Below are 23493 nucleotides of genomic sequence, written 5' to 3' on the forward strand. Positions count from 1 at the left end.
CGAGGAGGAAGCTATGTTGAAGTTAAGAAATACGGTTGTGGCAGGTGCAGTTTCTTGTTCGTTACTGCTTGGCGGCGCGTCTGCATTCGCGGCATCGCTAAATGATACGATTGGTTTATCTAATGAGGTTGCCATCAATAAGTTGGTGTCCTTGGGCGTGTTTACTTCAAGCAAGACGTTTAATCCAGAATCTGAATTGACCAGAGGTGAATTTGCTCTGATCATCTCCAAGATCTTACCCCTGAGCAATGGTACGGCGATTAGCATAAAAGACGTTCCTACAAAGAACGGTGCTAACGCAACGATTGCCAAAGCCGTGAGTCACGGATTGTTGAAATTAGATGCCAAAGGAAACTTTGCCGCTTCAAAAGGTGTTACTTATTCAGAACTCGGAAAAGTGTTATCCGTAGGACTGGGATTGAAGTCCACATGGACCAATCGTCCGATTGATTTCTTGTACTATCTCGAACGCAAAGGCGTATTAAGCATTGATACAGATTTGGACGCTGTTGTAACGAAAGAAGAAGCGGCCGCGGCTATTGATAAATATGTGGAAATAAAGCAGTTGTATACAGCGGATGAAGGCGTTATTGCTTCCCTTACAAAAACCGGAATCGTGTTGAATAATGGTTCTGATTACAAGACTTATGCCTACGCTAAGAACGCCTCACTGTTTGTGGATAACCAAGGTGTGGAAAAGGAGAATCTTGGTGAAGGATCGCCGGTACATATTCTGTTGAACGCTAAAGGAGAAATTGCCTTTATTTCCGGCAGAAGCCTGGAGCTTGCAGAAGGTACGTTAGTCTATGCCGACGGTAAAATTAAAGTCAACGATAAATTAACTAAAAATGTGGATTTGAACGTCGTTGTAGCACCGTTGCCAAACGCTCCTACAGCTGAGTTCACATTCGATTCTTTTGGAAAATACAGTGTTAACGGCGTAACGTTCGGCGGACAGTCCTTCGTTAACACGCAAGCGGATGAAGTGACCATGCTAACGGTATATATCGCTAAAGCTGAGAACAGAGGCATCAAACTTATCGGTGATTCGGTAAAAGTGGTGTTCTCCGATGTGGCATTAGATGATCAAGTGTTTACTTTATCCAAGGATGCGAAGGTATCGCTTATTGAAACCGTCAAAGAAAAGTCGAAGGATGCCGACGGTAAAGAAGTGGAAACTTCCAAGGATGTAACGAAGCCATCGTCTTTAGCCGATCTTCAAGGTTTGCAAACCGCTGGTAATGTGTTTACCGGTACAGTTGAAGTGGACAACACAGGTGTAATCACATCGATTAGCGTCAAAGCAGCGCCCGCTCCGGCGGAAGACAAATAACGAGGATAAAGGAGAAATGACAACGTGAAAAAACTTACTACCAAAGCCATTCCCGCGGCAATCGCCGCAACTTTGTTAATGTCGGCGTTCAGTGCTGCCGGTGCCGGCGCTGCCGGTCAAGTTCGCAAGGGCTTCGATCCATCCAGAGTAGGGGGGAAAGTCATTCTGACTTCCTTCGCGGATGCTGTGAGCTTGACTCCACTTACAACAAGCGATTCAGCTTCGAATGACATCCAGGGTATGATCTTTGAATCCCTAACGGATCTGGACATTAACGGTCAGCCGATTCCTGGACTTGCCGAGAAGTGGACTTATGACGCCGCTACGTTGACATACACGTTTTTCTTGCGTAAAGGGGTAACTTTCCATGACGGCAAGCCTTTTACTTCAGCCGACGTTAAGTTTACGTACGATATGTATATGCACAAAGATTCTGTGAACTCCTACAAATCTTCATTCGAATCCATCAGCAGCATCACCGTTGTCAATTCCCATACGATCAAGTTTAAGCTGAATAAGAAAGACGCCTTCTTCCTGGTGCAGGGTGCCAATGACGGCGGTATTCTTCCTAAGCATCAGTTCCCTAAAGGAATTGAAGATTATAACAACAACAACAAGATTCACCGCAGCCCAATCGGAACAGGTCCGTTCAAGTTTAAGCAATGGAAAGCGGACGAGCGGATTGTAGTAGTTGCGAACAAATCTTACTGGGCGGGCCGTCCTTACCTGGATGAAGTAATCACCCGGATTTTGCCAGACTCCAACGTTGAGACGATTAACCTGTTGAAGGGTTCGGTTGACGTGGTAGAGGCGTTGAATCCGAACCAGGTTTCTCAAGTGGCCAAAGATGGCGATCTGAAAACAATGGTCTATGATCAAGGCGGTTTCCACTATGTTGGCTTCAATAATTTAAATCCAATCTTTGCGGACGCGAAAGTTCGTCAAGCATTAGCATACGGTTTAGATCGTCAGTCCATCGTATCGAAGATCTTGCTGGGTAAAGCGTACCAAGCATCCGGACCGCTTCATCCGAAAATTCCACAAAATAACCCTTCTGTGAAACCTTATGAGTTTGATGTGGAAAGAGCTAAGAAATTGCTGGACGAAGCGGGCTGGAAAGTGGGCTCTGACGGAATCCGCGAGAAAAACGGCAAGAAATTCGAAATTGAAGTAGCATACAATGCGGGTAACGTCATTCGGGAAAAAGTTTCCCAACTAGCACAGCAAAATTGGAAGAAACTTGGAGTTAAGGTAACACCTCGTAAATATGAGTGGTCTATTTACCTGGATCGTTTGTACAAAGGTCAACATGACGCTTACATTCTGGGTTGGGTCGGATATGACGGTAATGTTGAACATACCGGATTCTTCCACTCCAAGGAAGCTCGTGACAGTGAAGGTAAAGGCGGAAACAATACATCTCGCGTTAATGATCCGTATGTAGATAAAATCTTGGAATCTTACACTGTCGAAACCAATGCTCAGAAACGGTTTAAGCTTTATCAGGACCTGCACAAGCATCTGGCTGACAAACAAAATGTTATTTACACATATCATCCGAAGCTGACTGCCGGGTTAGATGAGAATCTCGCAAACGTTAAGCCTTCCTTGTCCGATTTCTTTTGGAATCTGGAAGACTGGTACTGGAAGAAAGGCGTCGGTGGCCGCTAAGTTTTAACAATTGTATACGACAGAAGTTATGATTTGAACCGGCCGCAAGCGACAACCCTAGGTCGCTTGCGGCTTTTCTATTTAAGGAGTATCCGAAGTTTGTTAAATGACAGAAAGAAGGGATCCCTTTGTTTGTATATATCGTCCGAAGAACACTTCAAGCGATACCTTTATTGTTCATCATTTCGATCATCTCATTTACATTGATGTCATTTGCTCCGGGAGATCCCGCGGATATGTTTACAGATCCCGAATCCGAAACCTCTGAGGAACAAATGGAAGTCATCCGGGAAAGACTCGGATTGGACGATCCGGTTTATATTCGCTACGCGAAATGGCTAAAGCTGGTCATTCTTGAGGGGAATATGGGCTTCTCCTTTGAAGATGGACGTCCAGTCACTGAAAAAATCTTCGAACGGATCCAGGGCACTTTAACATTAATGATTACGGCTACGATTCTTTCCTTTCTCATAGCCATACCGATCGGGATTTTTTCAGCGATACGGCAATATTCCAAGTTAGATCATCTGATCACCTTTTACTCCTTTCTCGGAATTGCCGTGCCGACTTTTTTCCTGGCGTTAATCGCTATCCTGTTGTTCTCTCTAAAGCTGGAATGGTTCCCTCCGAGCGGTATGCGTTCCGATGAATATTTTGATACGTTCAATTTGCTCGATCGACTAAAGCATCTGGCTTTACCAGCTCTTGTAATCTCTTTCGGTCTCATTGCTTCCTTCTCCCGGTTCATGCGCTCATCCATGTTAGACGTCATTAAACAAGATTTCATCCGGACGGCTAAGGCGAAGGGACTCTCACCTTTCAAAGTAATATTTAAACACGCTCTGCGTAATGCATTGTTACCGATTATTACGCTTGTCGGACTCGAATTGCCCAACTTATTCGCCGGTGCTTTTATCGTAGAGCAAATCTTTGCGTGGCCGGGTATGGGGCGACTTTCCATTAACGCTATATTTATCAGGGATTACCAAGTCATTATGGGCGTAACTATGGTTACATCCGTGCTTGTTGTCATGGGTAATCTTATAGCAGATATCCTTTATGCGGCGGCAGATCCGCGAATTCAATATAACAAATCATAGAAAAGGAGCCATTTCGCATGAGTGTACCCACACCTGCCCCTGCAATGCAACCCACAGTGGTACCGTCTCAACAGAAACAATGGACGGAAGACGGCAAGATTGAGACCCGGTCGGCGGCGATCTGGAAACGATTTCGTAAAAATAAGCTGGCTGTAGCGGGATTGATTATCTTCGCTTTACTGGTTTTAATGGCCATAATGGCGCCTTGGATATCTCCTCACGATCCGGAGGTATTCGATATTATGGAATCCAATCTGCCTCCAAGCGCCCTTCATCCCTTCGGAACAGATTCCTACGGAGCAGATATTCTGACTCGTATTTTCTACGGAGCGCGTGTTTCGTTATCCGTCGCTATCATCGCCATGACATTTACGGTAACGATCGGCGTACTGTACGGTGCTATATCCGGCTATTTCGGCGGTCTGGTGGATAATATCATGATGCGAATTGTGGATGCTATTCAATCCACTCCAACGTTCTTCTTCACGTTAATTGTCGCAACATTAATGGTACCGGGGATGTGGACGGTTATTATTGCGCTCACTGTATTCGGATGGACACGTATGGCTCGAATCGTTCGAGGGGAAATCCTCTCCCTGAAAGAACGGGATTACATAGAAGCGGCTCGGGCATCCGGCGAATCGAACGCAAGCATCATATTCTATCATGTGCTTCCCAATATGATCGGACCGATTATCGTTATTGCAACGTTGGATGTTGCTGGAAACATCCTGGCTGAATCCACCTTGAGCTTCTTGGGATTAGGCATTCAACCTCCAACACCTAGTTGGGGTAATATGCTTACCAGTGCTCAAGACTTGCCGACCATTATGGACTATGCGTGGATTGCCGTATTTCCGGGACTCTTTATCGTCCTTGCGGTTCTTTCAGTAAACTTTATCGGTGACGGTCTGCGCGATGCGCTGGATCCGCGTTCCAAGAAATAGGAGGGAGACAGACGGATGGCATCCACAACTACTAAAACGCAAACCGATACACTTGTTCAGGTAACGAATCTCAAAACCTATTTCTATACCGAAGACGGCGTCGTCCCCGCGTTGGACGGGGTTGATTTTCATCTGAACAAGGGAGAGACGCTGGCGATTGTCGGTGAATCCGGAAGCGGCAAGAGTGTAACTTCACTCTCTCTCATGAGACTGATTCCCTCACCGCCGGGAAAAATCACCGCAGGTGATATTGTCTTTAATGGCGAAAGCCTTCTGTCCAAGTCCGAGAAAGAAATGCGCGCGTTGCGAGGAAATAAGATTTCCATGATCTTTCAGGAGCCCATGACCTCTCTAAATCCGGTGTTCAGAGTTGGGGATCAGATTGAAGAATCCATCATGCTGCATCAACAGATGGATCGAAAGCAGGCCAGAGCCGAAGTCATCAGGTTGTTTCAACTTGTGGGGATTTCTGAACCGGAACGCAGGGTGAGAACTTACCCGCATGAGCTGAGCGGAGGAATGCGTCAACGGGTGATGATCGCTATGGCGCTTGCCTGCAATCCCCAGCTGCTAATTGCGGATGAACCGACCACAGCGCTGGATGTGACCATACAGAATCAAATCTTGCAGCTGATGAAAGATCTCAAAGAGAAAATGAACACTTCCATTGTTCTGGTTACGCATGATCTGGGCGTGGTAGCAGAGATGGCCGATCGTGTGGTTGTTATGTATGCGGGGCAGATTGTTGAACAGAATGATGTGTTTTCTATATTCGAAAATCCCAAGCATCCTTACACAGAAGGTTTGCTTCGATCGATGCCCGGCAACCAGCCCCGAACCGGAAATTTATACGCCATTGAAGGTGTCGTGCCGAATCCGCTTCACTTTCCGAATGGCTGCCGATTTGCTCCAAGATGCGAGTATGCTAAAGCGCTGTGTCATTCCAGTATGCCGGAAACCATAAATTATTCCGACGAGGAAGCCGTACGCTGCTGGAAATATACCGAAGCATGGGAGGAGCTTGCATAATGAACACTAATGCGCAACTAACGAAACCGCAGTCTCATTCTAGTCCAAACGAGGCAGAAATTCTTGTCTCCGTTCGTGATGTTAAGAAGCACTTTCCCATTCGAGGCGGATTGTTCGACCGAGTTCAAGGTTATGTGAAAGCTGTTGACGGCGTTTCCTTTGATATTCGCAAAGGCGAAACTTTCGGACTCGTCGGAGAAAGCGGATGTGGCAAATCGACCATTGGGAGAGCCATTCTGAGACTCCATGAAGCGACCTCCGGCACGGTTGAATTTAACGGTCAAGATCTTTATCAGTTGTCTGATTCTAAACTCCGTACGATGCGAAGAGAAATGCAGTTGATATTTCAGGACCCGTTTTCTTCCCTAAACCCGAGATTAAGTGTCGGTGAAACCATTGAGCGCGTTTTGAAAATACATCATATGGGGGATCGTTCGGCCCGAGAGAAGCGGGTGCAGGAGCTATTGGAGCTGGTAGGCATGAGTCCGTACCACATTCGCAGATATCCTCACGAGTTCAGCGGCGGTCAGCGGCAAAGAATCGGTATTGCCCGCGCGCTTGCGCTTAATCCTAAATTTATAGTGCTGGATGAGCCGGTATCCGCATTGGATGTGTCCATTCAATCTCAGGTTGTAAATTTATTGGAAGATCTGCAGAAACAATTCGGTCTCACCTACTTATTTGTTTCCCATGGTTTGAGTATCGTACGACATATCAGCAATCGTGTGGGTGTAATGTACTTAGGTAAATTGGTGGAGCTTGGGGAAGCGGATGAGTTGTTTGAACGTCCAAAGCACCCATATACCCGAGCGTTAATTGCATCGAATCCCATCCCGAATCCAAGACTGCGCGGATTACCGAAGATGGTGTTGCAAGGCGATGTGCCAAGCCCCATTTCACCGCCGTCGGGATGCAGGTTTCATACCCGTTGTCCGCTGGCTGAAGCAAGGTGTAAGCAAGAAGAACCCGCGTTTATTGATCAAGGGAACGGTCATTTCGCCGCTTGCCATTTCCCTTTAAACTAATTTGATTTTGTAACCGTAAAATAAAGGAAATTGACCGGCGGTTGTAGAATATGTGAACAAACAGTGACGCATGGGAATTAGACTCTCAAAGTCTTGTAAGAGGAGCGGGTGGACCCAATGAACAAAAGAATGCTTTTAATTGTGGAAGATAACAAAACCAGCTTGGATCTCCAGCATTTTTTCGCTTCTTTTTTCACGGTTGAGCCTGTGTCGGATGGGTTATTCGGGCTGATTCGCGCGGTCCAGTCTAATCCGGACATTATTGTACTTAGTCATAAACTTTCCAAAGTGAGAGTATTGGAGCTATGTCAACAATTAAGACAAACAACACCGTCAATCCTTATCATACTGGGTCAGGATATGCCTGTGAACGAACGCATAGCGTTCTATGATGCAGGGGCGGACGACGTTCATTACGCCGGTTTAACGAACAAAGAGTTACTTTGCAAAATCAATGTGTTGTCTCGCCGCACGCATCCGCATCCCCAAGCGGAAGGAGAACAAATTCTTCGGTTCGGCATGTTGACGATTAACAAATCCACCCATAAAGCCTACATGGATCAGGATGAAATCAAGCTGACCCGGAAAGAGTTCTCTATTCTGTGGATGCTGGTGAGCAAACCGGAGCAGATTATATCCCGAAACGAGTTGTTGCGCATTGTATGGAGTTACGATCATCTGGGAGACGATCGGATGATTGATTCCCATTTAAATCGAATTCGCAAAAAAATGCAAAAATTCAGCAACGAAATCTCCATAAAAACGGTCTGGGGCGTAGGGTACAAAATAGAGAAGAGCCACATGTTCGAGTTGAACGGCATAGCCCAAACGAACTGATGCTTAAGAAGGAAAAGATGGTTGCTCCTCTCCCGTGATGTTGGTATAATTATTAGTGTCATTAAATATTTATGAATAGAGGACATGGGGGGACTTGGCAAGATGAAGAAGTGGATGTCTATAACTCTGGTTTCAATTTTAGCGGCAGCAATGCTGTCGGCATGCGGATCTGATAAGAACGAAGGTAATAACGCAGGCGGCGCAGCGGGTGAAGAGAAAGTTCTGATCATGGGAACTTCAGCGGATTACCCGCCTTATGAAGATATTGATGTGGCTACGAATGAAATTGTCGGATTTGATGTGGATATCGCCAATTACATCGGAGATAAGTTGGGTTACAAGATCGAAGTTCAGAACCTGGACTTTGACGGATTACTAGCCGCGATGTCTTCCGACAAAGTAGACTTTGTTATGGCGGGGATGACACCTACACCTGAGCGTAAGAAGAACGCTGAATTTACAGATATTTATTTCGACGCTAAGAATACGATTGTAACCAAGAAAGGCAGCGGATTTAAGTCTCTGGAGGAGCTTGCAGGCAAGAAAGTGGGCGTGCAACTAGGCTCAATTCAGGAAAGCGCCGCTACCGATGCGGGGAATCTGGAAGTTGTGCCTTTAGGCAAAATTCCGGAAATTATCCAAGAAATTAAATCCGGCCGTCTGGATGCCGCGATTATTGAAGATACAGTTGCTACGGGTTATGTAGCCGCCAACGACGACCTCGAATTCAATACGATACCGAACGAAGGGGAGAGCGGTTCCGCGATCGCGTTCCCTAAAGACTCCAAACTGGTTAAAGACTTCAACGATGTATTGAAAGAAATGAAAGACAGCGGCAAGATGGATGAATTGGTTAAGAAATGGTTTGAAAAGAAGTAAACGGACTGGAACCCGGGAGAGAAATCTTCCGGGTTTTTCTTTTGCTTCAAGAAAAGATATACTATAGTCGTGCATCAAGTAAGGATGCTGGATTTCTCGGATGGAGGACTGACGATGAAGGCGCTGTGTTTCGAACAGTTTGGCGGTCCGGAGGTATTGCGTTATCTCGACATCCCGCAGCCGGAGGTTCGTGAAGGCCAAGTACGGGTCGCCTTGCAAGCCATTGGTTTAAATTATGCGGATGTTTACCGCCGAAAAGGCAACTACCACTTGCTGGGCAATCCTCCCTATATCGCGGGGTATGAAGGAGCCGGCATTGTCGAGCAAGTCGGCCCCGGCGTGACAGATTTTAAGGCGGGGGACCGAGTAGGTTTCGCGGACGTCCCATACGCCAATGCTCAGATGGTGGTTGCATCTCAGGAGCATCTGATTCCGTTGCCGGATGACATCTCCTTCCATACGGCAGCTTCAATTCTGCTGCAAGGATTAACTGCGCAATATCTTTGTATGGACAGCTTTAAAGTAAGCGCGGGTCATGATGTATTAATTCATGCCGCCGCAGGCGGTGTGGGCAGCTTATTGACCCAGATGGTGTCTATTTTGGGCGGACGCGTAATAGGTCTTACCTCTAGCGCTGTTAAACGGGAAGCGGTATTGCAGAACGGTGCGGACGCAGCCGGACTATACGGAGATAACTGGGTTGCGGAAGCCAAGGCTTTCTCCAAAGACGGAGAAGGTGTTCACGTGGCTTATGATTCCGTAGGGTCCACTCTGCAAGACAGTTTTGAGGCAACCCGTGATAAAGGAACGGTCGTGTTCTACGGTATGGCCGGAGGCGACCCTGAACCGGTGGATCCGAGGATGCTCATGGATACCTCCAAGACGTTAACAGGCGGCGACCTGTGGAGTTATCTGACTACGGCGGAAGAACGAATTCGTCGCGCCCATCTATTATTTGATTGGATCCGGAGCGGGCAATTGAAGCTGGCGGAACCAGCTGTCTACGCTCTAGAGAACGGGGCGGATGCGCACCGTTTCCTGGAAAGCCGGGCGAGTACAGGGAAGATTATTTTGATACCATAACCTTAATGAATACATAGGAGGAATTGAAGATGACAACAAAAATTACAGATACAACCGTATTAAACAACGGTGTGGAAATGCCTTGGTTCGGATTAGGCGTATGGCAAGCGGCGGATGGCGAAGAGGTGGTAAGAGCCGTAACCGGAGCTATTCAAGCCGGATACCGCAGCATTGACACCGCAGCCGTTTATAAGAATGAAGCGGGAGTGGGACAGGGCATTCGGGAAAGCGGTGTTCCGCGAGAGGAATTGTTCATTACGACGAAGGTATGGAACGCAGACCAAGGGTATGAAACAACGCTAGCCGCATTTGAAGCAAGCCTGAAATTACTTGGCTTGGAATATGTTGACTTGTACCTCATTCACTGGCCGGTGAAAGGAAAGTACAAAGAGACCTGGAAGGCGTTGGAAGAACTATACCGTAACGGTCGAGTACGTGCGATCGGCGTAAGTAACTTCCACGTATCTCATCTGGAAGATCTGTTGACGGATGCGGAAGTCGTTCCCGCGGTAAACCAAGTGGAGTATCATCCCCGTCTGGCTCAGCCTGAACTTAAGCAGTTTTGCGAGGAGCATAATATTCAGTTGGAAGCTTGGAGTCCGCTAATGCAAGGCAAGTTGTTGGACGAGCCGACGTTAACCGCTATAGCTGGGAAATATAATAAGTCCACGGCGCAAGTGATATTGCGTTGGGATTTACAGAATGAGGTCGTCACCATTCCGAAATCTGTTCAACAAGAACGCATTGAGGCCAATGCGCAGATCTTCGACTTCGAATTGAGTGATGAAGATATGGCGGCAATCGACGCGCTAAACAAAAATGAACGTACGGGACCGGATCCGGATAATTTTGATTTCTAAACAAGAAAAGGGCAGCTCTTCAGGTCATAAAGACCAGGGGCTGCCCTTTGTCATGGGTTGGTAATCAGATGTTGAGCTATATATTTACCATGATGCCGTCCAGATTCGATAAAGATTTCATTGGCGTTACTCCCCGATGCAATGACACCGGCAATGTATAATCCGGGAACACTCGTTTCCATTGTGTCACGGTTATAATCCGGAACCGTCTGACCTTCGGTTAAGTGAATGCCGGCTGTAGCCAACAACGTTCGGTCCGGACGGAAGCCGGTTAATGCCAGCACGAAGTCGCTTGCGATTACTTCGGTCTGACTGTTTCCAATGTCAACGGTCACGGTCTGTTCCTCGATGTTCACTACGCGAGAGCCGAGTAACATACGGATTCGACCTTTTTCAATCATACTTTCGAAGAGGGGCTTAACCCATGGTTTAATGCCGGCCGATAGCTGTTCACCCCGATAAACGATTGTAACCTCAGCCCCGACACGCAACAGATCCATAGCAGCGTCCACAGCGGAGTTATTACCTCCGATAATGAGTGTGCGCATATTCGCGTAAGGATGAGCTTCTCTGTAGTAATGTGTGACATTCGGTAAATCTTCGCCCGGAATGCCTAATCGATTAGGGTGGTCGAAGTAGCCTGTTGCAATCACGACATGACTGGCCTTTAATGTTTCTTTGTTCCCGTTCTGCCGTATGGTCTCGACTTCAAAGATGGTATCATTCTTCCGGACGGCTACAGCTTCGGTATACGATTGTATACGCAGTTGGTGCAGCTTGGCCGCATTGCGATAATATGCAAGAGCCTCCTGACGGTTAGGTTTCTCGTGAGGCGTAGTAAACGGAATGTTCCCGATTTCCAGTAACTCCGGTGTACTAAAGAATTGGAGATACGTTGGATAAAGATAAATGGAATGAACAATGTTATGTTTTTCTATAATTAAGGGGCGAAAACCCGCTTGCTGAAGTTCAATCGCTGCGGACAGACCGCATGGACCCGCGCCGATCACTATAATATCCTCCATGTTTGACTCCTCCGTGAATACCTGGTTTTCTCACATTGTACATGAACTCCCTACAGTCATCAAATGCCGCAAAGGTCCAAGCAAAGATGGGAGTCGGCACATCTACTATAACAATAGTATGTTCAGAGAGGTGATCGGGTTGAGACAATCTGAAATTCATCGCACAACGTATGATGTCATATTTTCGTTAGGTTCCGAATGCTTGACGGGATTGCAATTAAGGGAGCATCAACTTAGAACGATGGCGGGTCCGATTGACTGGATGATTACAGATCCGCTATCCAAGGTTAGCCGCTTGTTCCATAATCGCTTCAGCGGTTTCATGTTGGAGGAGAATCTCCAAGTTATCGGCATAGACCTGCAAGGCAAGAACTACCTGGTGAACGATCTGGCTTACGGGATCGTGTCCGGTCATGATTTTGCCATTGAGAACAATCCTCCCGGACCGCTTACAACGTATGCCGAATTCAGAACGAAGATGGACAGGAGAATCGCAAGATTTAATAGGGTGATGAATCAATCCTCGATGATCTTGTTTGTGCGGCTTTATGGAACAGAGCAGGAAGCTAAAGAATTGGAGTCTGTTCTGTCACAGTGGATCCCGCGCCGGTTTCATGTCCTCTTGTTAATCCCGGGGCAGACAGAGTCGCCGACCGACTTACAATGGCCGCTGAAGCGGGTTTGCGCCTTAGAAATTCCGGATATTCCTCGTATATGGGAAACTTCGATGTGGGGAGAGATTTTTTCCAATATTCACCTGAAGTGAACTTATGCTTCAAATCCGGCCTTCCTCGGTTAATAACGAAGTAGATTCTATACAATCAACATCAATCTACTTCTACGACGGAGGGTTCACTTATGCATACATTGACGAAAAATCAACTTCAACAGCTGCGGAAACATTTAACCGAGGAACAACATGAATATCAGGAACTGGTCGAAGGAAATGAAGCCTCTGTTAAGGACGGAGTTCAGGAAGCTTCCGGCGAATTATCCACATACGATAACCATCCGGCGGACAGCGGCACGGAAACGTTCGAAAAAAGCAGGGATTTGTCCATGCATCATCACTTTCAAGATAAGCTGGATGCGGTAAACGAGGCGCTGCAGAGGATGGAGACAGGGAATTACGGCGAATGTATAGAATGCGGTCAAAAGATTCCGTTCGAGCGCTTGGAGGCATTGCCGGAGACAAGCTACTGTATTGATCATGCGGAACATCAGGCGGATCACGAAAGTCGTCCGGTTGAAGAGGAAATTCTGGAGCCGCTACTGCCGAATAATCGAATGGATGACGCGGATGCCTGGAAAAGTGTCGAGGAATACGGAACGGCCACAAAGGATTCCAGAAATCTAAGTGAGTAAGCGAATGCTATTGCATATGAAAAGAGAACCCAAGTCTTCAATCAGACTTGGGTTCTCTTTGTGTAATGAGAGAAACGGTTGCTTGCCATAAATCTTGGTTGTGATCCAACCACCGGATACCCCATGCGGATTTATAAATATGTTTTTGGAGCTGATCCAAGGAATCCAACCCTTCGAGGTATCTTCCCATGAAATGGATGAACACAACAATGAGACGCAGTTTCACTAAATCATGAAGAGCTTCAGTCTCCTTAAGCGAAAGCATGCTTGCTTCTATATAGCCTTTAAGAAAGGCAGACATGCGGTCTTGAATTTCGGTTGAGCGCCAATCTGGCTGAAGAAACTCGGAAAGGGTTACCGCCAGTTCCATAGCGCGTAATTCAACCGTGGCAAATTCAAAGTCAAGCAAGGTGACTTGGTTGCCGTCGATTAACGCATTGCTGAATACAAGATCACTGTGCACAATCTGCATAGGTAAATGACGCAAAGATTCTGCTTTCTTCTCGAAAGAGATTACCGCCTTTAGCAATGTTTCAAGTTCCTGCTGGAATGATTTCAATTCCGTTAGGTCCCCGATATGAAACAGTTGGTCGCGTGTCATCAGGTGGTGAACCTCGTAAATCTCATAGTAAGGTAAGTAGGAAGCCTCTACCGGAGGTTTGACTTTGGCGAGCGCCTCAACCAAGTGACCTGCTGCTTTACCCAGCAAGTAAGCGTGATCGATCTGTTCAGCCATCGGTCTGCGCCCCTCCGCTTTGGCAAACAAAACAGCCAGCTTCCCGTTACTATGACAAGCGTATGTAGAACCAGAGGCTGCAGGGATGATTGCGGGGACATGAAAAGGCAAGTCCATGTCAGCCAAAGTCCTCATAATGGCGTGTTCATACATTACTTTATCCGCATCCCGATGATTTTCGTAAACACGCAGCACATACACGCGATCCCCGGCGTAAATAAAGCGTGTGGTATTGTTTAAGCCGCTTTCTTCATGCTTAATCTCAAGCTCAGAGCCGAGTTCATATTGCTCAAGTAACTGCTGAATCTGTTTTTCGGAAACGGAAGATTGTGACTGTTCCATCATTTAATTTCCCTCACTCGTTCTGCCGAATTAAAGTATTTCATTATTGTAGTACAGAGATTGAGGATTCACAATTGGATTCTGGGAAGCGGACTTGTTATAATCGACAGATGAGTGATCAATCGGGGGAAGAGGGACACGCGTATGTACCAACGTGATTATATGCTGAGGTTGATTGAGCAGATGACAGAGGCATTGGCAACGCGACTGCTGCACTTGCGTAAACAGAATAAACATGAGGAAGCGATGCTATGGATCGATGAACAGTTGCTGAAGCTTTTTTTGCCTAAATCGAGGTTGCTGTTGTCCGTCAGTGAAGAGCATTGCAGGAAAGTCATGAGTGTTAACGGAGTTCCGGAAGCGGATAAAATGTATGCCGCCGCACTCCTGTTACAGCATCAAGCGGACTTATACGGGGATACGGGCCAGCTTGACAACCAATACGAAGCCTGGAGAAAATCACTCTATTTATTCCTCTCCGCAGCTGAAGAAGGATATAATCCTTCCGGGATTACGGTTCAGTCAATCCGTGAGTTGGCTGAGACGCTTAAGCGAAGCGGGATCGCCTTACCCGCCGCTACCGATACGATGTTATTTCATTATTTTGTTCGAAATGATCGGTATGATGCAGCAGAGGATGTGCTTTACCGACTTCCTGGCAAGGGGGCTGAGAACTGGTACTCTTTAGGAATGAATTTCTATAGTCAGCTCTCCGGATATACTGATGCACAGCTTCTCAAGGGAAATTTGGCGAGGGAAGAAGTAGACGCCGGCCAACGGGAATGGATCCAAACCTATCAGCACACAAACGCACCATTAGAAGCACACAGGCACCTTAGAGAGGATGAAGAATAATGAACGGTCAAGTACGCAACCAGATTAAGCCAGGAATGGAAGTAAACATAGTATTGAAACAAGATCAACGAACCGGAAAGTTAACGAAGGGGACGGTAAAGGACTTGTTGACGAATTCGCCAAATCACCCACATGGCATCAAAGTAAGGCTCTCGGACGGACAAGTAGGCAGGGTGAAAGAAATTTTATCTCCGCAAAGCTGACTGGGAAATATAACTAAATCATAATCTGCAACATCTTAAGGTATATTTACGTTTCTAAATCATAGAATTGCGTTAATAGAAAGTATAAGCTTTTCTACGATAAACAAATGATTATACCTAAAGAGGGGAAAGATTAAGATGAAGAAATTAGCAGCAGGATTAGCAGCTCTGACCCTATTATTCGCCAATACAGCGGCCGCAACGGAAGAACAATATGTTCCCGTAAAGCCATCACCTAACGTACACACGGCCTACATTGAACAGATCCCGACACAGAACGGCAAAGCCTATGTGGTTGCGGATTATATTGAATGGTATGAGGGTGCGAGCGCGGATCGTATCTTTATGCAAAATGAACCGGATTCCGGTCTGGACGGAGCTCCCGACGGATATTATATTGTGAATGACAATACCAAACTGCGGAAATTAACCATTTCGCCTAACGCTGAAGTGATTATGCAGTTTTATAACCGCACAGGTAATATAGAAGATGCGGAAATCGTATTGAATGAAAGAATATCGTTAACCAAGTTTCGTAAGCTGATGACGACGGATGAAACCGTAAGAGATTTTCCATATCATCTTGTGGTGAAGAACGGGGTCGTTGTGAAGATCATTCAACAATTTATTCCATAAGGTAAATCATGAATGCGAGAAACCCGGAGCTTAGCTCCGGGTTATTTTTTTAATATGGAGATATTGACGTTTATTGCTCATTAGAACCTGACCTTAGTGCTGGGCGGTTTCTATGATATGATAGTCCAAAAAAAGAGATGGTGAAGGCCGTGCCAGAAGAAGAACTGTTTGATATCTTCGACAAAGAGTACAACAAAATAGGCATCATGCCGCGCAGGGAGGTCCATGCGAAAGGGCATTGGCATGCTACGTTTCAATGCTGGATCGTTAGCAACAAGGGACATGAGGGTCGAATATCATTATTATTTCAAATGAGACATCCCCGCAAAGATACGTTTCCAGGCTTGTTGGATATTTCGTGCGCGGGTCATCTGCAGGCAGGGGAGACTGTTAGGGAAGGTCAACGTGAATTGTATGAGGAACTTGGGGTGAATGTGTCTTTTGAGGAACTTCACGATTGCGGCGTTTACGCCGAGGAACATCCGATTGCGGGCGGGGGAATGGACCGGGAATTCTGTCATCTCTTTATTTATAAATGTGATAAACCCTTGGAGGCATACGTTATGCAGGCAGAGGAAGTCACAGGAATCTATTGGATTGATCTGAAGGAATTTAAAGAGATGATGGCGGAGCAACGTACCTCTGTTCAAGCTGCGGGTATTCGTGTGGATTCGGCGGGATGCATTGAAGAGCATACTTTTGCTGCGGAATTCACGGATTTCACCCCGCATGGTATTGGTTACTATGAACGTCTGTACACGCATGTCGATAATGTGTTCAAAAACCTTTAAATCCATTTCGTATGTTCTATGCTCAAGTGGTGAAATCTGTTAACAATGAACTTCAGGAGGCATGGTATGCAGAATAGTTACCAGGATGACAGTTATGCTTTACATACCGATTTGTACCAGATCAATATGGCCAAGGCGTATTGGGCGGACGGTATTCATGAACGACGGGCCGTCTTTGAAGTTTATTTCCGTAAGCTTCCATTCGGCAACGGATACGGAGTGTTTGCGGGCGTGGAGCGTATGGCCGATTATTTGCAGAACTTTCGCTTTAGCGATAGTGATCTTGCCTATTTGCAGGATGAGCTCGGATACGACGAGGAGTTTATCTCTTATTTAAGCACAGTGCGGTTTCGCGGAACCGTGCGCGCCATGGCTGAAGGTGAGATTGTCTTCGCGAACGAGCCGCTCATTCGCATTGAAGCTGCGCTGGCCGAAGCGCAGCTGATTGAAACAGCCCTGCTGAACATCGTCAACTACCAGACGCTGATCGCCACGAAAGCGTCCCGTGTGAAGCAGGTCATCGGCCAGCAGATCGCGCTGGAGTTCGGCACACGCCGCGCCCAGGAAATGGATGCGGCGGTGTGGGGTGCGCGGGCAGCCTACATCGGCGGCTTCGACGCGACCAGCAACGTGCGCGCCGGCAAACGATTCGGCATCCCCGTCGCCGGCACGCACGCGCATGCATTCGTCCAGGCTTATCCGGACGAATACACGGCTTTTCGCAAATACGCGGAGCATCATCGCGACTGCGTATTTCTGGTGGACACGTACGACACGCTGCAATCCGGCGTGCCGAACGCGATTCGGGTGGCCAAGGAGATGGGAGACCGGATCCGTTTCTTAGGAATCCGGCTCGACAGCGGCGACTTGGCCTACTTGTCCAAGCAAGCCCGCAAGATGCTGGACGATGCGGGCTTCACGGAAGCGAGTATATTCGCTTCCAACGATCTGGATGAGTACACAATCCTCAACCTGCGTGCCCAAGGGGCAAAGATCAACGCCTGGGGAGTCGGCACCAAGCTGATTACAGCGTACGATCAACCGGCGCTCGGCGCGGTGTACAAGCTGGTCGCGGTGGAAGATGATCGCGGCGGCATGCGGGATGTGATTAAAATATCCGGAAATCCGGAGAAAATTTCCACACCGGGCATGAAGCAGGTTTATCGCATTATCAATAACGAGACAGGACGGTCGGAAGGGGATTATATCGCACTGGAAGGTGAGGATCCGCATCAAGAAGCGTCCCTCTTCATGTTCCACCCTGTACATACGTACCTAAGCAAGACCGTATCCAACTTTGAAGCGATATCACTGCACCATACCATCATGGAAGCAGGAGCGCTGACCCGGCCGCTGCCTACGGCTGAGGATGCAAGAAAACATCTGGCGCGTAATTTGCCGCTGTTATGGGATGAGTATTTAAGATCGCTACATCCTGAAGAATATCCTGTGGATTTAAGCCCGGCTTGCTGGAAAAATCGGATGGATATTATGGAATCTGTAAAGAAACAACGGAAAGAGTAGTGGAGTTAAGAGGATAGGTCGTGCGTTCGTGCATAGTTTTTACCAAATTGCGGATACTGTCTTTAAAAAAAGAGGTGGTATCCATATGTGCGAACGGTATTCTCTCACGGCAGAACTTGAACAGATCACGAATCGATACGGCATTCACAAAACGGAATGTACACACGCCATGCGATATAATATTTCCCCGACCCAAGAGGTGCCTGTCATAGCCCAACATAAGTCCACAAGGTACATGAATGAGTTTCGCTGGGGACTCTATCCGTTCTGGGCCAAAGATTCCATCAACGCCGACTGTCGTAAGATTCATGATAAACCAATATTTGAACGTCTGCTAAAGAAACAGCGTTGTCTTATACCGTCTACCGGCTTCTATGCCTGGAGTGACCAAGGGAAAGTAAAGCAGCCGCTTCGAGTTGTATTGCGAAACCGCGAAGTGTTTGTTTTTGCAGGACTATATGATGTATGGTTAACTCCGCAGAAAGAAGAGGTGCGCACTTGCACAATTTTGACCACAAAGCCGAATGCCGTTGTTTCCGCCTATGGGGACCGGATGCCTGTCATGATGCAGGACAAGGATATTGACGCCTGGCTGGATCCGACTTTTACCAATACGGCCGCGTTGGAATGGATGCTTCAACCTACGGGTGAACATCTGATGGAAGCCTACCCTGTTACAACCTTGGTAAATAATACGGAACATCAACAACCGGACTGTGTGGAAGTTTATCCCTCGGGATGGGCGTTAATTAAATCTTAGATGTATTTCAAAATGGCCCTGTTGTCCCGGTGTACCGGGTGCAGGGTTATTTTACTTGTTCATATATGTTAAAATTAACCTATATATTTCATAGTAGAGGTGAACTATTGTGACCCGAATTGTTACAATCCCTTGGGGAAGCGCCATGTTGTCAGGATGGTTGGCCATTATAACAGGTTCCTTGTATTTGGATCGGGATCATTTTCGGTTTGCGATTTTGGGGAATGAGGCGGGTTCTCAGTGGGAGGCGGTTTCGTTCTGGTCTGATATCTCCATCGGTCTTGGGGTGGCGGTGCTGGGATTGTTGCTTCTCAGAAGGCTCCACTTTCAGATTTCGAACTTATATATTCCTTTATTCCTAATCATACTGGCTTTAATTCAGATCGCGCCGCTTGGTCTATGGGCCATGTTAGGATTGTTATCGGGAGATACAGAAAGCTGGGAGGGCGTTGGCATTCATGCCGTTAACCTGCTGATTATGATGATTGCGGCTATACGCTTTCGTTCATTGTGGAACAGTTCGAGGGAGAACTAAATATGGCAAAGAACCCCTCAGTCGGTAAGAGGGATTCTTTGTTTATCCAGAACAAGCATTACATGGATCTGATTAGAATATCCCGTACGGTATCACGAGTCATGATCTTATAGGACCCTACTTGGGGTTTCATAAAAGATTTCTCGACAAGCTCATCCAGCCGGGAACTGTCAATATTGTAATCGGCTAGGCGGCTCGGTGCTCCGAGTGAATTCCAAAACTCACGTAATGCCGCAATGCCTTCCAGAGCGATGGCCTTATCACTTTTCCCTGAAGGATCAACCTGAAACACTCGAATTGCAAGCAACTTCATGCGGGAGGGGTCTTCCTCAGCGCAATGACTCATCCAATTCGGGAATATGATTCCGAGGCCGCCGCCGTGAGGAATGTCATAAACGGCTGACAGTCCATGCTCAATCTGGTGAGATGCCCAATCCCCGCCGTCTGTACCGCTGGAAAGTAAACCATTGAATGCCGTAGTGCCCGCATACATGATCGTAGCCCTCAAATCAAAGTTATCCGGTTCGCGGATCAGGTCAGGAGCCGCTTCCATTATTGTAAGCAGCACAGATTCCATAAATCGATCCATCATAGGAACATGTTCAGTGCGATGGAAATACTGTTCAAGTACATGAGACATCATGTCAACAATTCCATACACCGTTTGATCGAGGGGAACAGAATAGGTATAAGATGGATCCAGAATTGAAAATGCGGGATACGCCAAAGGACTTGCCCAACCCCGTTTCTCGTTCATTTCCCAGTTCGTTATGACAGAGATATTGTTCATCTCAGAGCCTGTCGCAGCCAGCGTGAGGACCGTGCCAAACGGTAAAGCTTGTTCTACCGACGCTTTTCTGGTGATAATATCCCAAACATCCCCGTTATAGTAAACACCTACAGAGATGGCTTTGACACAATCAATGACGCTTCCGCCGCCGACAGCAAGAATGAAGTCGACTTTTTCTTGACGGCAAATGTCAATGCCCTTATGCACAGTGGTGAGTCGGGGATTGGGTTCCACTCCGGATAACTCAATCACTTCGGCTTCCATCTGTTCCAGTTCCGATAGTACAGCGTTATAAACGCGGTTCTTCTTAATACTGCCGCCGCCGTATACCAGCAGCACCCGTTTTCCTTTGTTACCCAGTTCTTGTTTCAGCTGTCCGATCTGTTCGTGTCCAAACCAGAGACGTGTCGGATTGTGTTGCATAAATGACTGCATGTTCATTCTCCTTTTGATGCGAATAAGAGCAATATTATACTACATGGATATCCGGTAGCAAGTGTACAGCAATGTCTGATGTTGTTATGATATAGGAAGTGAAATGTCGAGTACTTAGTGAATCAGCACAGGAGCATCTCCTGTGCTTTTAATATGGATGGCTTAAAGGCGGGATATGTTTAAAATGTTACCTATAGACGAAGTTCTCGCCCCGCTGAACCAAGCGTTGACCTTAAGGCCCAACGCCGTTCTCGTTGCGCCGCCGGGCTCGGGAAAGACAACCCGGGTTCCCTTGGCCATGCTGGAGGCGCCGTGGTTAAACGGCCGGAAGATTGTAATGTTGGAACCACGAAGGTTGGCCGCCCGGTCCGTGGCCGGTTATATGGCTAAGCTCCGCGGGGAAAAGGTCGGGGATTCCATTGGCTACCGTGTGAAACATGATACGAAAGTGAGCGCGCATACCCGGATTGAGGTTATTACCGAAGGGGTTTTAACGCGAATGCTGCAACAGGACCCATCCTTGGACGGAATTGGTGCGGTATTGTTCGATGAGTTTCATGAGCGAAGTCTGCATTCGGATCTCGGATTGGCCTTGTGCCTTCAATCCCAAAGCCTGTTCAGGGAGGATTTGCGATTGCTGATCATGTCCGCGACCATGGATGCGGAATCGGCATCTGCTCTTCTGGGGGACGCGCCTGTCGTTACAGGCGAGGGGCGGATGTTTCCTGTGGAAACACGGCATCTGCCCAGACGCGCCGGCGTCCGGGTGGAAGACGCCGTGGTGACGGCGGTACAGCAGGCGCTGGCACAAGACGAAGGCGACGTGCTGGCGTTCCTGCCGGGCGCGGCGGAGATTCGCCGCGCGCAAGCGGGCTTGAGCGGCGTGAGCCCCGGCGTGCGCGTGCTGCCGCTCTATGGCAGCTTGCCCCAGGCGGCTCAGGAAGCCGCCATCGCTCCCGCGAAGCCCGGGGAGCGCAAGGTCGTCCTCGCGACATCGATCGCGGAGACGAGTCTCACCGTCGACGGCGTACGCATCGTCGTCGACGGCGGAACCATGCGCGTGCCGCGGTTCTCGCCGCGCACGGGCATGACGCGCCTGGAGACGGTTCCCGTCTCGCGCGCGTCGGCAGATCAAAGGCGCGGGCGCGCAGGCCGCACCGCCCCGGGCATCTGCTACCGTCTGTGGACGGAGCAGGAGGATCTTCGCCTCGAGCCCCGCAGCACCCCGGAGGTGCTCGAGGCGGATCTGGCGCCGCTGGCGTTAGCTCTAGCGGCGTGGGGTGTGGCGGATCCAGACGAGCTGAGCTGGCTGGATCCGCCGCCGGCGCCCGCGTACGCCCAGGCGCGGGCGCTTCTGCGCCGCCTCGGCGCGTTGACCGAGGCAGGCGCGATTACGCCGCACGGGCATCGCATGGCGGAGCTCGGGCTGCACCCGCGGCTGGCGCATATGTTATTGCGCGCGCAGGAGATGGGCTGGAGCCGGCAGGCATGCGACTTGGCGGCGTTACTGAGGGAGCGGGATATCGTCCGTTACGATCGATCGGTGCCGAATGTGGATGTAATGAAGCGAGCCTCGATACTGCAGGAAGCTAGGCAATGGCGGGGAGAATTGCCGGAATCGCTAGGCGGTCTGAGAGTGGATTCGGCATTATGTCGGCGCATTATCACAGAGGCGGACCACCTTATTCGCATGTTGCGGTCGTCGCAGGCACAATCAAACCAGTCTGAGAAAGAGCAGGCGTATACCGGTGATGTCGGTGTCATGCTGGGTTGGGCATACCCGGACCGCATAGCGCAATTAAGAAGCTCCGGCCGCTTTACGTTGGCGAACGGAAGAGGGGCGGCTATGGAAGCAGGACAAGCTCTGGCTTACGATCGTTACATTGTGGCTGTTGATCTGGATGATCAAGGGGTCGAGAGTCGAATATATCTTGCGGCATCTCTCAGTCTGGAACATATCGAAGAGCACTTTCAAACCGATATTCGTCATGAGGAAATCATGGAATGGGATAATTCAGCCCGTGCGGTCAGGGCGCGTAAGCGATTGCTGCTGGGGGGCTTGCTCCTGAAGGAAACGCCTATGGAAAATCCTGATCCGGAGAGGGTCCTAACCGTTCTCATGGAGGGTATTCGGCTGAACGGGCTGGATATGCTCTCTTGGAAGCGTCCTGAGCGACAGATGCAGGAAAGAATGCAGTTTATGCATAAGGTAAACCCGGAGCAATGGCCCGATGCATCGGAGGCGGGACTGTTGGACAATTTAGAAACATGGTTGGGTCCGCATGCTTACGGAATGAAATCTCGCAGTGACCTCCAGAAAATCCCGCTGACTGAAGCCTTGGCGGATCTTATATCCTATGAACAACGTGTGGAACTGAATCACATGGTGCCTACGCATATGACGTTACCGAGCGGATCACGCGTACCGCTGGATTATAGTAATCCGGATCAACCGGTGCTGGCGGCGCGTCTTCAAGAGTTGTTCGGATGGAAAGAAACACCCCGAATCGGCGGTGGACGCGTGCCTTTAACGATTCATTTGCTCTCTCCGGCACAGCGTCCGGTTCAGGTTACACAAGATTTGGCTAGCTTCTGGAAAACCGCCTATTATGAAGTTCGCAAAGACCTTAAAGGTCGTTATCCCAAGCATTACTGGCCGGATAATCCTCTGGAGGCACCCGCAACAAGCCGGACGAGACCCAAAGCTTAAGGTGTTTAACATAAAAGGAGGG

The 23493-nt window shown here is 48.3% G+C and carries 23 protein-coding genes; 20 read left to right on the forward strand and 3 right to left on the reverse strand.

Features of this window, described 5'->3' with window-relative positions; genetic code table 11:
• Positions 1 to 13 precede the first annotated feature (13 nt).
• The 10 genes from SY83_RS16440 (at position 14) to SY83_RS16485 (ending at position 10764) form a co-directional block, all read left to right on the forward strand.
• Positions 14 to 1333 (forward strand): S-layer homology domain-containing protein, encoded by a 1320-nt coding sequence (locus SY83_RS16440; RefSeq protein WP_068608481.1) that lies wholly within the window; start codon positions 14 to 16, stop codon positions 1331 to 1333.
• Between the two features lie 24 nt (positions 1334 to 1357).
• Positions 1358 to 3004 (forward strand): ABC transporter substrate-binding protein, encoded by a 1647-nt coding sequence (locus tag SY83_RS16445; RefSeq protein ID WP_068608483.1) that lies wholly within the window; start codon positions 1358 to 1360, stop codon positions 3002 to 3004.
• 128 nt (positions 3005 to 3132) lie between these two features.
• Positions 3133 to 4104 (forward strand): ABC transporter permease, encoded by a 972-nt coding sequence (locus SY83_RS16450; RefSeq protein ID WP_068608485.1) that lies wholly within the window; start codon positions 3133 to 3135, stop codon positions 4102 to 4104.
• A 17-nt stretch (positions 4105 to 4121) separates the two neighbouring features.
• Complete coding sequence (opp4C, locus tag SY83_RS16455; protein WP_231891278.1) at positions 4122 to 5051, forward strand: oligopeptide ABC transporter permease; 930 nt, start codon at positions 4122 to 4124, stop codon at positions 5049 to 5051.
• 15 nt (positions 5052 to 5066) lie between these two features.
• Positions 5067 to 6080, forward strand: a complete 1014-nt coding sequence (locus SY83_RS16460) for an ABC transporter ATP-binding protein (protein WP_068608487.1) — start codon at positions 5067 to 5069, stop codon at positions 6078 to 6080.
• Positions 6080 to 7105, forward strand: a complete 1026-nt coding sequence (locus tag SY83_RS16465) for an ABC transporter ATP-binding protein (RefSeq protein WP_068608489.1) — start codon at positions 6080 to 6082, stop codon at positions 7103 to 7105. The genes SY83_RS16460 and SY83_RS16465 overlap by 1 nt, the downstream gene beginning before the upstream one ends.
• Positions 7106 to 7222: 117 nt before the next feature.
• Positions 7223 to 7942, forward strand: coding sequence for a response regulator transcription factor (locus SY83_RS16470; RefSeq protein WP_068608491.1), 720 nt, complete (start codon positions 7223 to 7225; stop codon positions 7940 to 7942).
• Between the two features lie 102 nt (positions 7943 to 8044).
• Positions 8045 to 8821 (forward strand): transporter substrate-binding domain-containing protein, encoded by a 777-nt coding sequence (locus tag SY83_RS16475; protein WP_082882578.1) that lies wholly within the window; start codon positions 8045 to 8047, stop codon positions 8819 to 8821.
• A gap of 114 nt (positions 8822 to 8935) precedes the next feature.
• On the forward strand, positions 8936 to 9904 hold the full coding sequence (locus SY83_RS16480; RefSeq protein ID WP_068608495.1) for a quinone oxidoreductase family protein: 969 nt from the start codon (positions 8936 to 8938) through the stop codon (positions 9902 to 9904).
• A gap of 29 nt (positions 9905 to 9933) precedes the next feature.
• Positions 9934 to 10764 carry an aldo/keto reductase gene (locus SY83_RS16485; protein WP_068608497.1) on the forward strand — a complete coding sequence of 277 codons (831 nt, stop codon included), beginning with the start codon at positions 9934 to 9936 and terminating at the stop codon, positions 10762 to 10764.
• 50 nt (positions 10765 to 10814) lie between these two features.
• Here the strand turns inward: SY83_RS16485 and SY83_RS16490 are convergent, their stop codons facing one another.
• A complete protein-coding gene (locus tag SY83_RS16490) occupies positions 10815 to 11789 on the reverse strand; it encodes a YpdA family putative bacillithiol disulfide reductase (protein WP_068608499.1) in 975 nt (324 codons plus the stop codon).
• Between the two features lie 118 nt (positions 11790 to 11907).
• Here SY83_RS16490 and SY83_RS16495 point away from each other — a divergent pair, with 118 nt between their 5' ends.
• Positions 11908 to 12555, forward strand: coding sequence for a DUF1796 family putative cysteine peptidase (locus SY83_RS16495; RefSeq protein ID WP_068608500.1), 648 nt, complete (start codon positions 11908 to 11910; stop codon positions 12553 to 12555).
• Between the two features lie 92 nt (positions 12556 to 12647).
• A complete protein-coding gene (locus SY83_RS16500) occupies positions 12648 to 13154 on the forward strand; it encodes a TraR/DksA C4-type zinc finger protein (protein ID WP_068608501.1) in 507 nt (168 codons plus the stop codon).
• 37 nt (positions 13155 to 13191) lie between these two features.
• Here SY83_RS16500 and SY83_RS16505 read toward each other — a convergent pair whose 3' ends face one another.
• Positions 13192 to 14235, reverse strand: coding sequence for a phosphotransferase (locus tag SY83_RS16505; protein ID WP_068608503.1), 1044 nt, complete (start codon positions 14233 to 14235; stop codon positions 13192 to 13194).
• Positions 14236 to 14376: 141 nt separating this feature from the next.
• Here SY83_RS16505 and SY83_RS16510 point away from each other — a divergent pair, with 141 nt between their 5' ends.
• From SY83_RS16510 to SY83_RS16540, 7 genes are all read left to right on the forward strand, one after another.
• The gene (locus tag SY83_RS16510) at positions 14377 to 15087 is read left to right on the forward strand and encodes a DUF6483 family protein (RefSeq protein ID WP_068608507.1); all 711 of its coding nucleotides are present in this window, start codon (positions 14377 to 14379) and stop codon (positions 15085 to 15087) included.
• A complete protein-coding gene (locus SY83_RS16515; RefSeq protein ID WP_068608509.1) occupies positions 15087 to 15290 on the forward strand; it encodes a YwbE family protein in 204 nt (67 codons plus the stop codon). The genes SY83_RS16510 and SY83_RS16515 overlap by 1 nt, the downstream gene beginning before the upstream one ends.
• A gap of 138 nt (positions 15291 to 15428) precedes the next feature.
• Positions 15429 to 15926, forward strand: a complete 498-nt coding sequence (locus SY83_RS16520; RefSeq protein WP_068608511.1) for a hypothetical protein — start codon at positions 15429 to 15431, stop codon at positions 15924 to 15926.
• 149 nt (positions 15927 to 16075) lie between these two features.
• Positions 16076 to 16717, forward strand: coding sequence for an NUDIX hydrolase (locus SY83_RS16525; protein WP_231891279.1), 642 nt, complete (start codon positions 16076 to 16078; stop codon positions 16715 to 16717).
• Positions 16718 to 16783: 66 nt separating this feature from the next.
• Positions 16784 to 18241 carry a nicotinate phosphoribosyltransferase gene (locus SY83_RS16530; RefSeq protein WP_068608515.1) on the forward strand — a complete coding sequence of 486 codons (1458 nt, stop codon included), beginning with the start codon at positions 16784 to 16786 and terminating at the stop codon, positions 18239 to 18241.
• An 85-nt stretch (positions 18242 to 18326) separates the two neighbouring features.
• Positions 18327 to 19001, forward strand: a complete 675-nt coding sequence (locus tag SY83_RS16535; protein WP_068608517.1) for an SOS response-associated peptidase — start codon at positions 18327 to 18329, stop codon at positions 18999 to 19001.
• 109 nt (positions 19002 to 19110) lie between these two features.
• Positions 19111 to 19536, forward strand: coding sequence for a hypothetical protein (locus SY83_RS16540; protein ID WP_068608519.1), 426 nt, complete (start codon positions 19111 to 19113; stop codon positions 19534 to 19536).
• A gap of 58 nt (positions 19537 to 19594) precedes the next feature.
• Here SY83_RS16540 and SY83_RS16545 read toward each other — a convergent pair whose 3' ends face one another.
• The gene (locus SY83_RS16545; RefSeq protein ID WP_068608520.1) at positions 19595 to 20761 is read right to left on the reverse strand and encodes an iron-containing alcohol dehydrogenase; all 1167 of its coding nucleotides are present in this window, start codon (positions 20759 to 20761) and stop codon (positions 19595 to 19597) included.
• Positions 20762 to 20936: 175 nt separating this feature from the next.
• Here SY83_RS16545 and hrpB point away from each other — a divergent pair, with 175 nt between their 5' ends.
• Positions 20937 to 23471 (forward strand): ATP-dependent helicase HrpB, encoded by a 2535-nt coding sequence (gene hrpB / locus SY83_RS16550; protein ID WP_197479876.1) that lies wholly within the window; start codon positions 20937 to 20939, stop codon positions 23469 to 23471.
• Positions 23472 to 23493 lie beyond the last annotated feature (22 nt).

This window comes from Paenibacillus swuensis (genome assembly GCF_001644605.1).
In the GTDB taxonomy this organism is placed as follows: domain Bacteria; phylum Bacillota; class Bacilli; order Paenibacillales; family DY6; genus Paenibacillus_N; species Paenibacillus_N swuensis.

Coding starts and splice junctions, on each gene's coding strand:
- SY83_RS16510 (WP_068608507.1), top strand. CDS start 14,377: ATGTACCAACGTGATTATATGCTGAGGTTGATTGAGCAGATGACAGAG.
- SY83_RS16520 (WP_068608511.1), top strand. CDS start 15,429: ATGAAGAAATTAGCAGCAGGATTAGCAGCTCTGACCCTATTATTCGCC.
- SY83_RS16485 (WP_068608497.1), top strand. CDS start 9,934: ATGACAACAAAAATTACAGATACAACCGTATTAAACAACGGTGTGGAA.
- SY83_RS16475 (WP_082882578.1), top strand. CDS start 8,045: ATGAAGAAGTGGATGTCTATAACTCTGGTTTCAATTTTAGCGGCAGCA.
- SY83_RS16535 (WP_068608517.1), top strand. CDS start 18,327: ATGTGCGAACGGTATTCTCTCACGGCAGAACTTGAACAGATCACGAAT.
- SY83_RS16515 (WP_068608509.1), top strand. CDS start 15,087: ATGAACGGTCAAGTACGCAACCAGATTAAGCCAGGAATGGAAGTAAAC.
- SY83_RS16505 (WP_068608503.1), bottom strand. CDS start 14,235: ATGATGGAACAGTCACAATCTTCCGTTTCCGAAAAACAGATTCAGCAG.
- SY83_RS16500 (WP_068608501.1), top strand. CDS start 12,648: ATGCATACATTGACGAAAAATCAACTTCAACAGCTGCGGAAACATTTA.
- SY83_RS16470 (WP_068608491.1), top strand. CDS start 7,223: ATGAACAAAAGAATGCTTTTAATTGTGGAAGATAACAAAACCAGCTTG.
- SY83_RS16530 (WP_068608515.1), top strand. CDS start 16,784: ATGCAGAATAGTTACCAGGATGACAGTTATGCTTTACATACCGATTTG.
- SY83_RS16465 (WP_068608489.1), top strand. CDS start 6,080: ATGAACACTAATGCGCAACTAACGAAACCGCAGTCTCATTCTAGTCCA.
- SY83_RS16495 (WP_068608500.1), top strand. CDS start 11,908: ATGTTCAGAGAGGTGATCGGGTTGAGACAATCTGAAATTCATCGCACA.
- SY83_RS16460 (WP_068608487.1), top strand. CDS start 5,067: ATGGCATCCACAACTACTAAAACGCAAACCGATACACTTGTTCAGGTA.
- SY83_RS16440 (WP_068608481.1), top strand. CDS start 14: ATGTTGAAGTTAAGAAATACGGTTGTGGCAGGTGCAGTTTCTTGTTCG.
- SY83_RS16490 (WP_068608499.1), bottom strand. CDS start 11,789: ATGGAGGATATTATAGTGATCGGCGCGGGTCCATGCGGTCTGTCCGCA.
- SY83_RS16480 (WP_068608495.1), top strand. CDS start 8,936: ATGAAGGCGCTGTGTTTCGAACAGTTTGGCGGTCCGGAGGTATTGCGT.
- hrpB (WP_197479876.1), top strand. CDS start 20,937: ATGTTTAAAATGTTACCTATAGACGAAGTTCTCGCCCCGCTGAACCAA.
- SY83_RS16545 (WP_068608520.1), bottom strand. CDS start 20,761: ATGCAGTCATTTATGCAACACAATCCGACACGTCTCTGGTTTGGACAC.
- opp4C (WP_231891278.1), top strand. CDS start 4,122: ATGAGTGTACCCACACCTGCCCCTGCAATGCAACCCACAGTGGTACCG.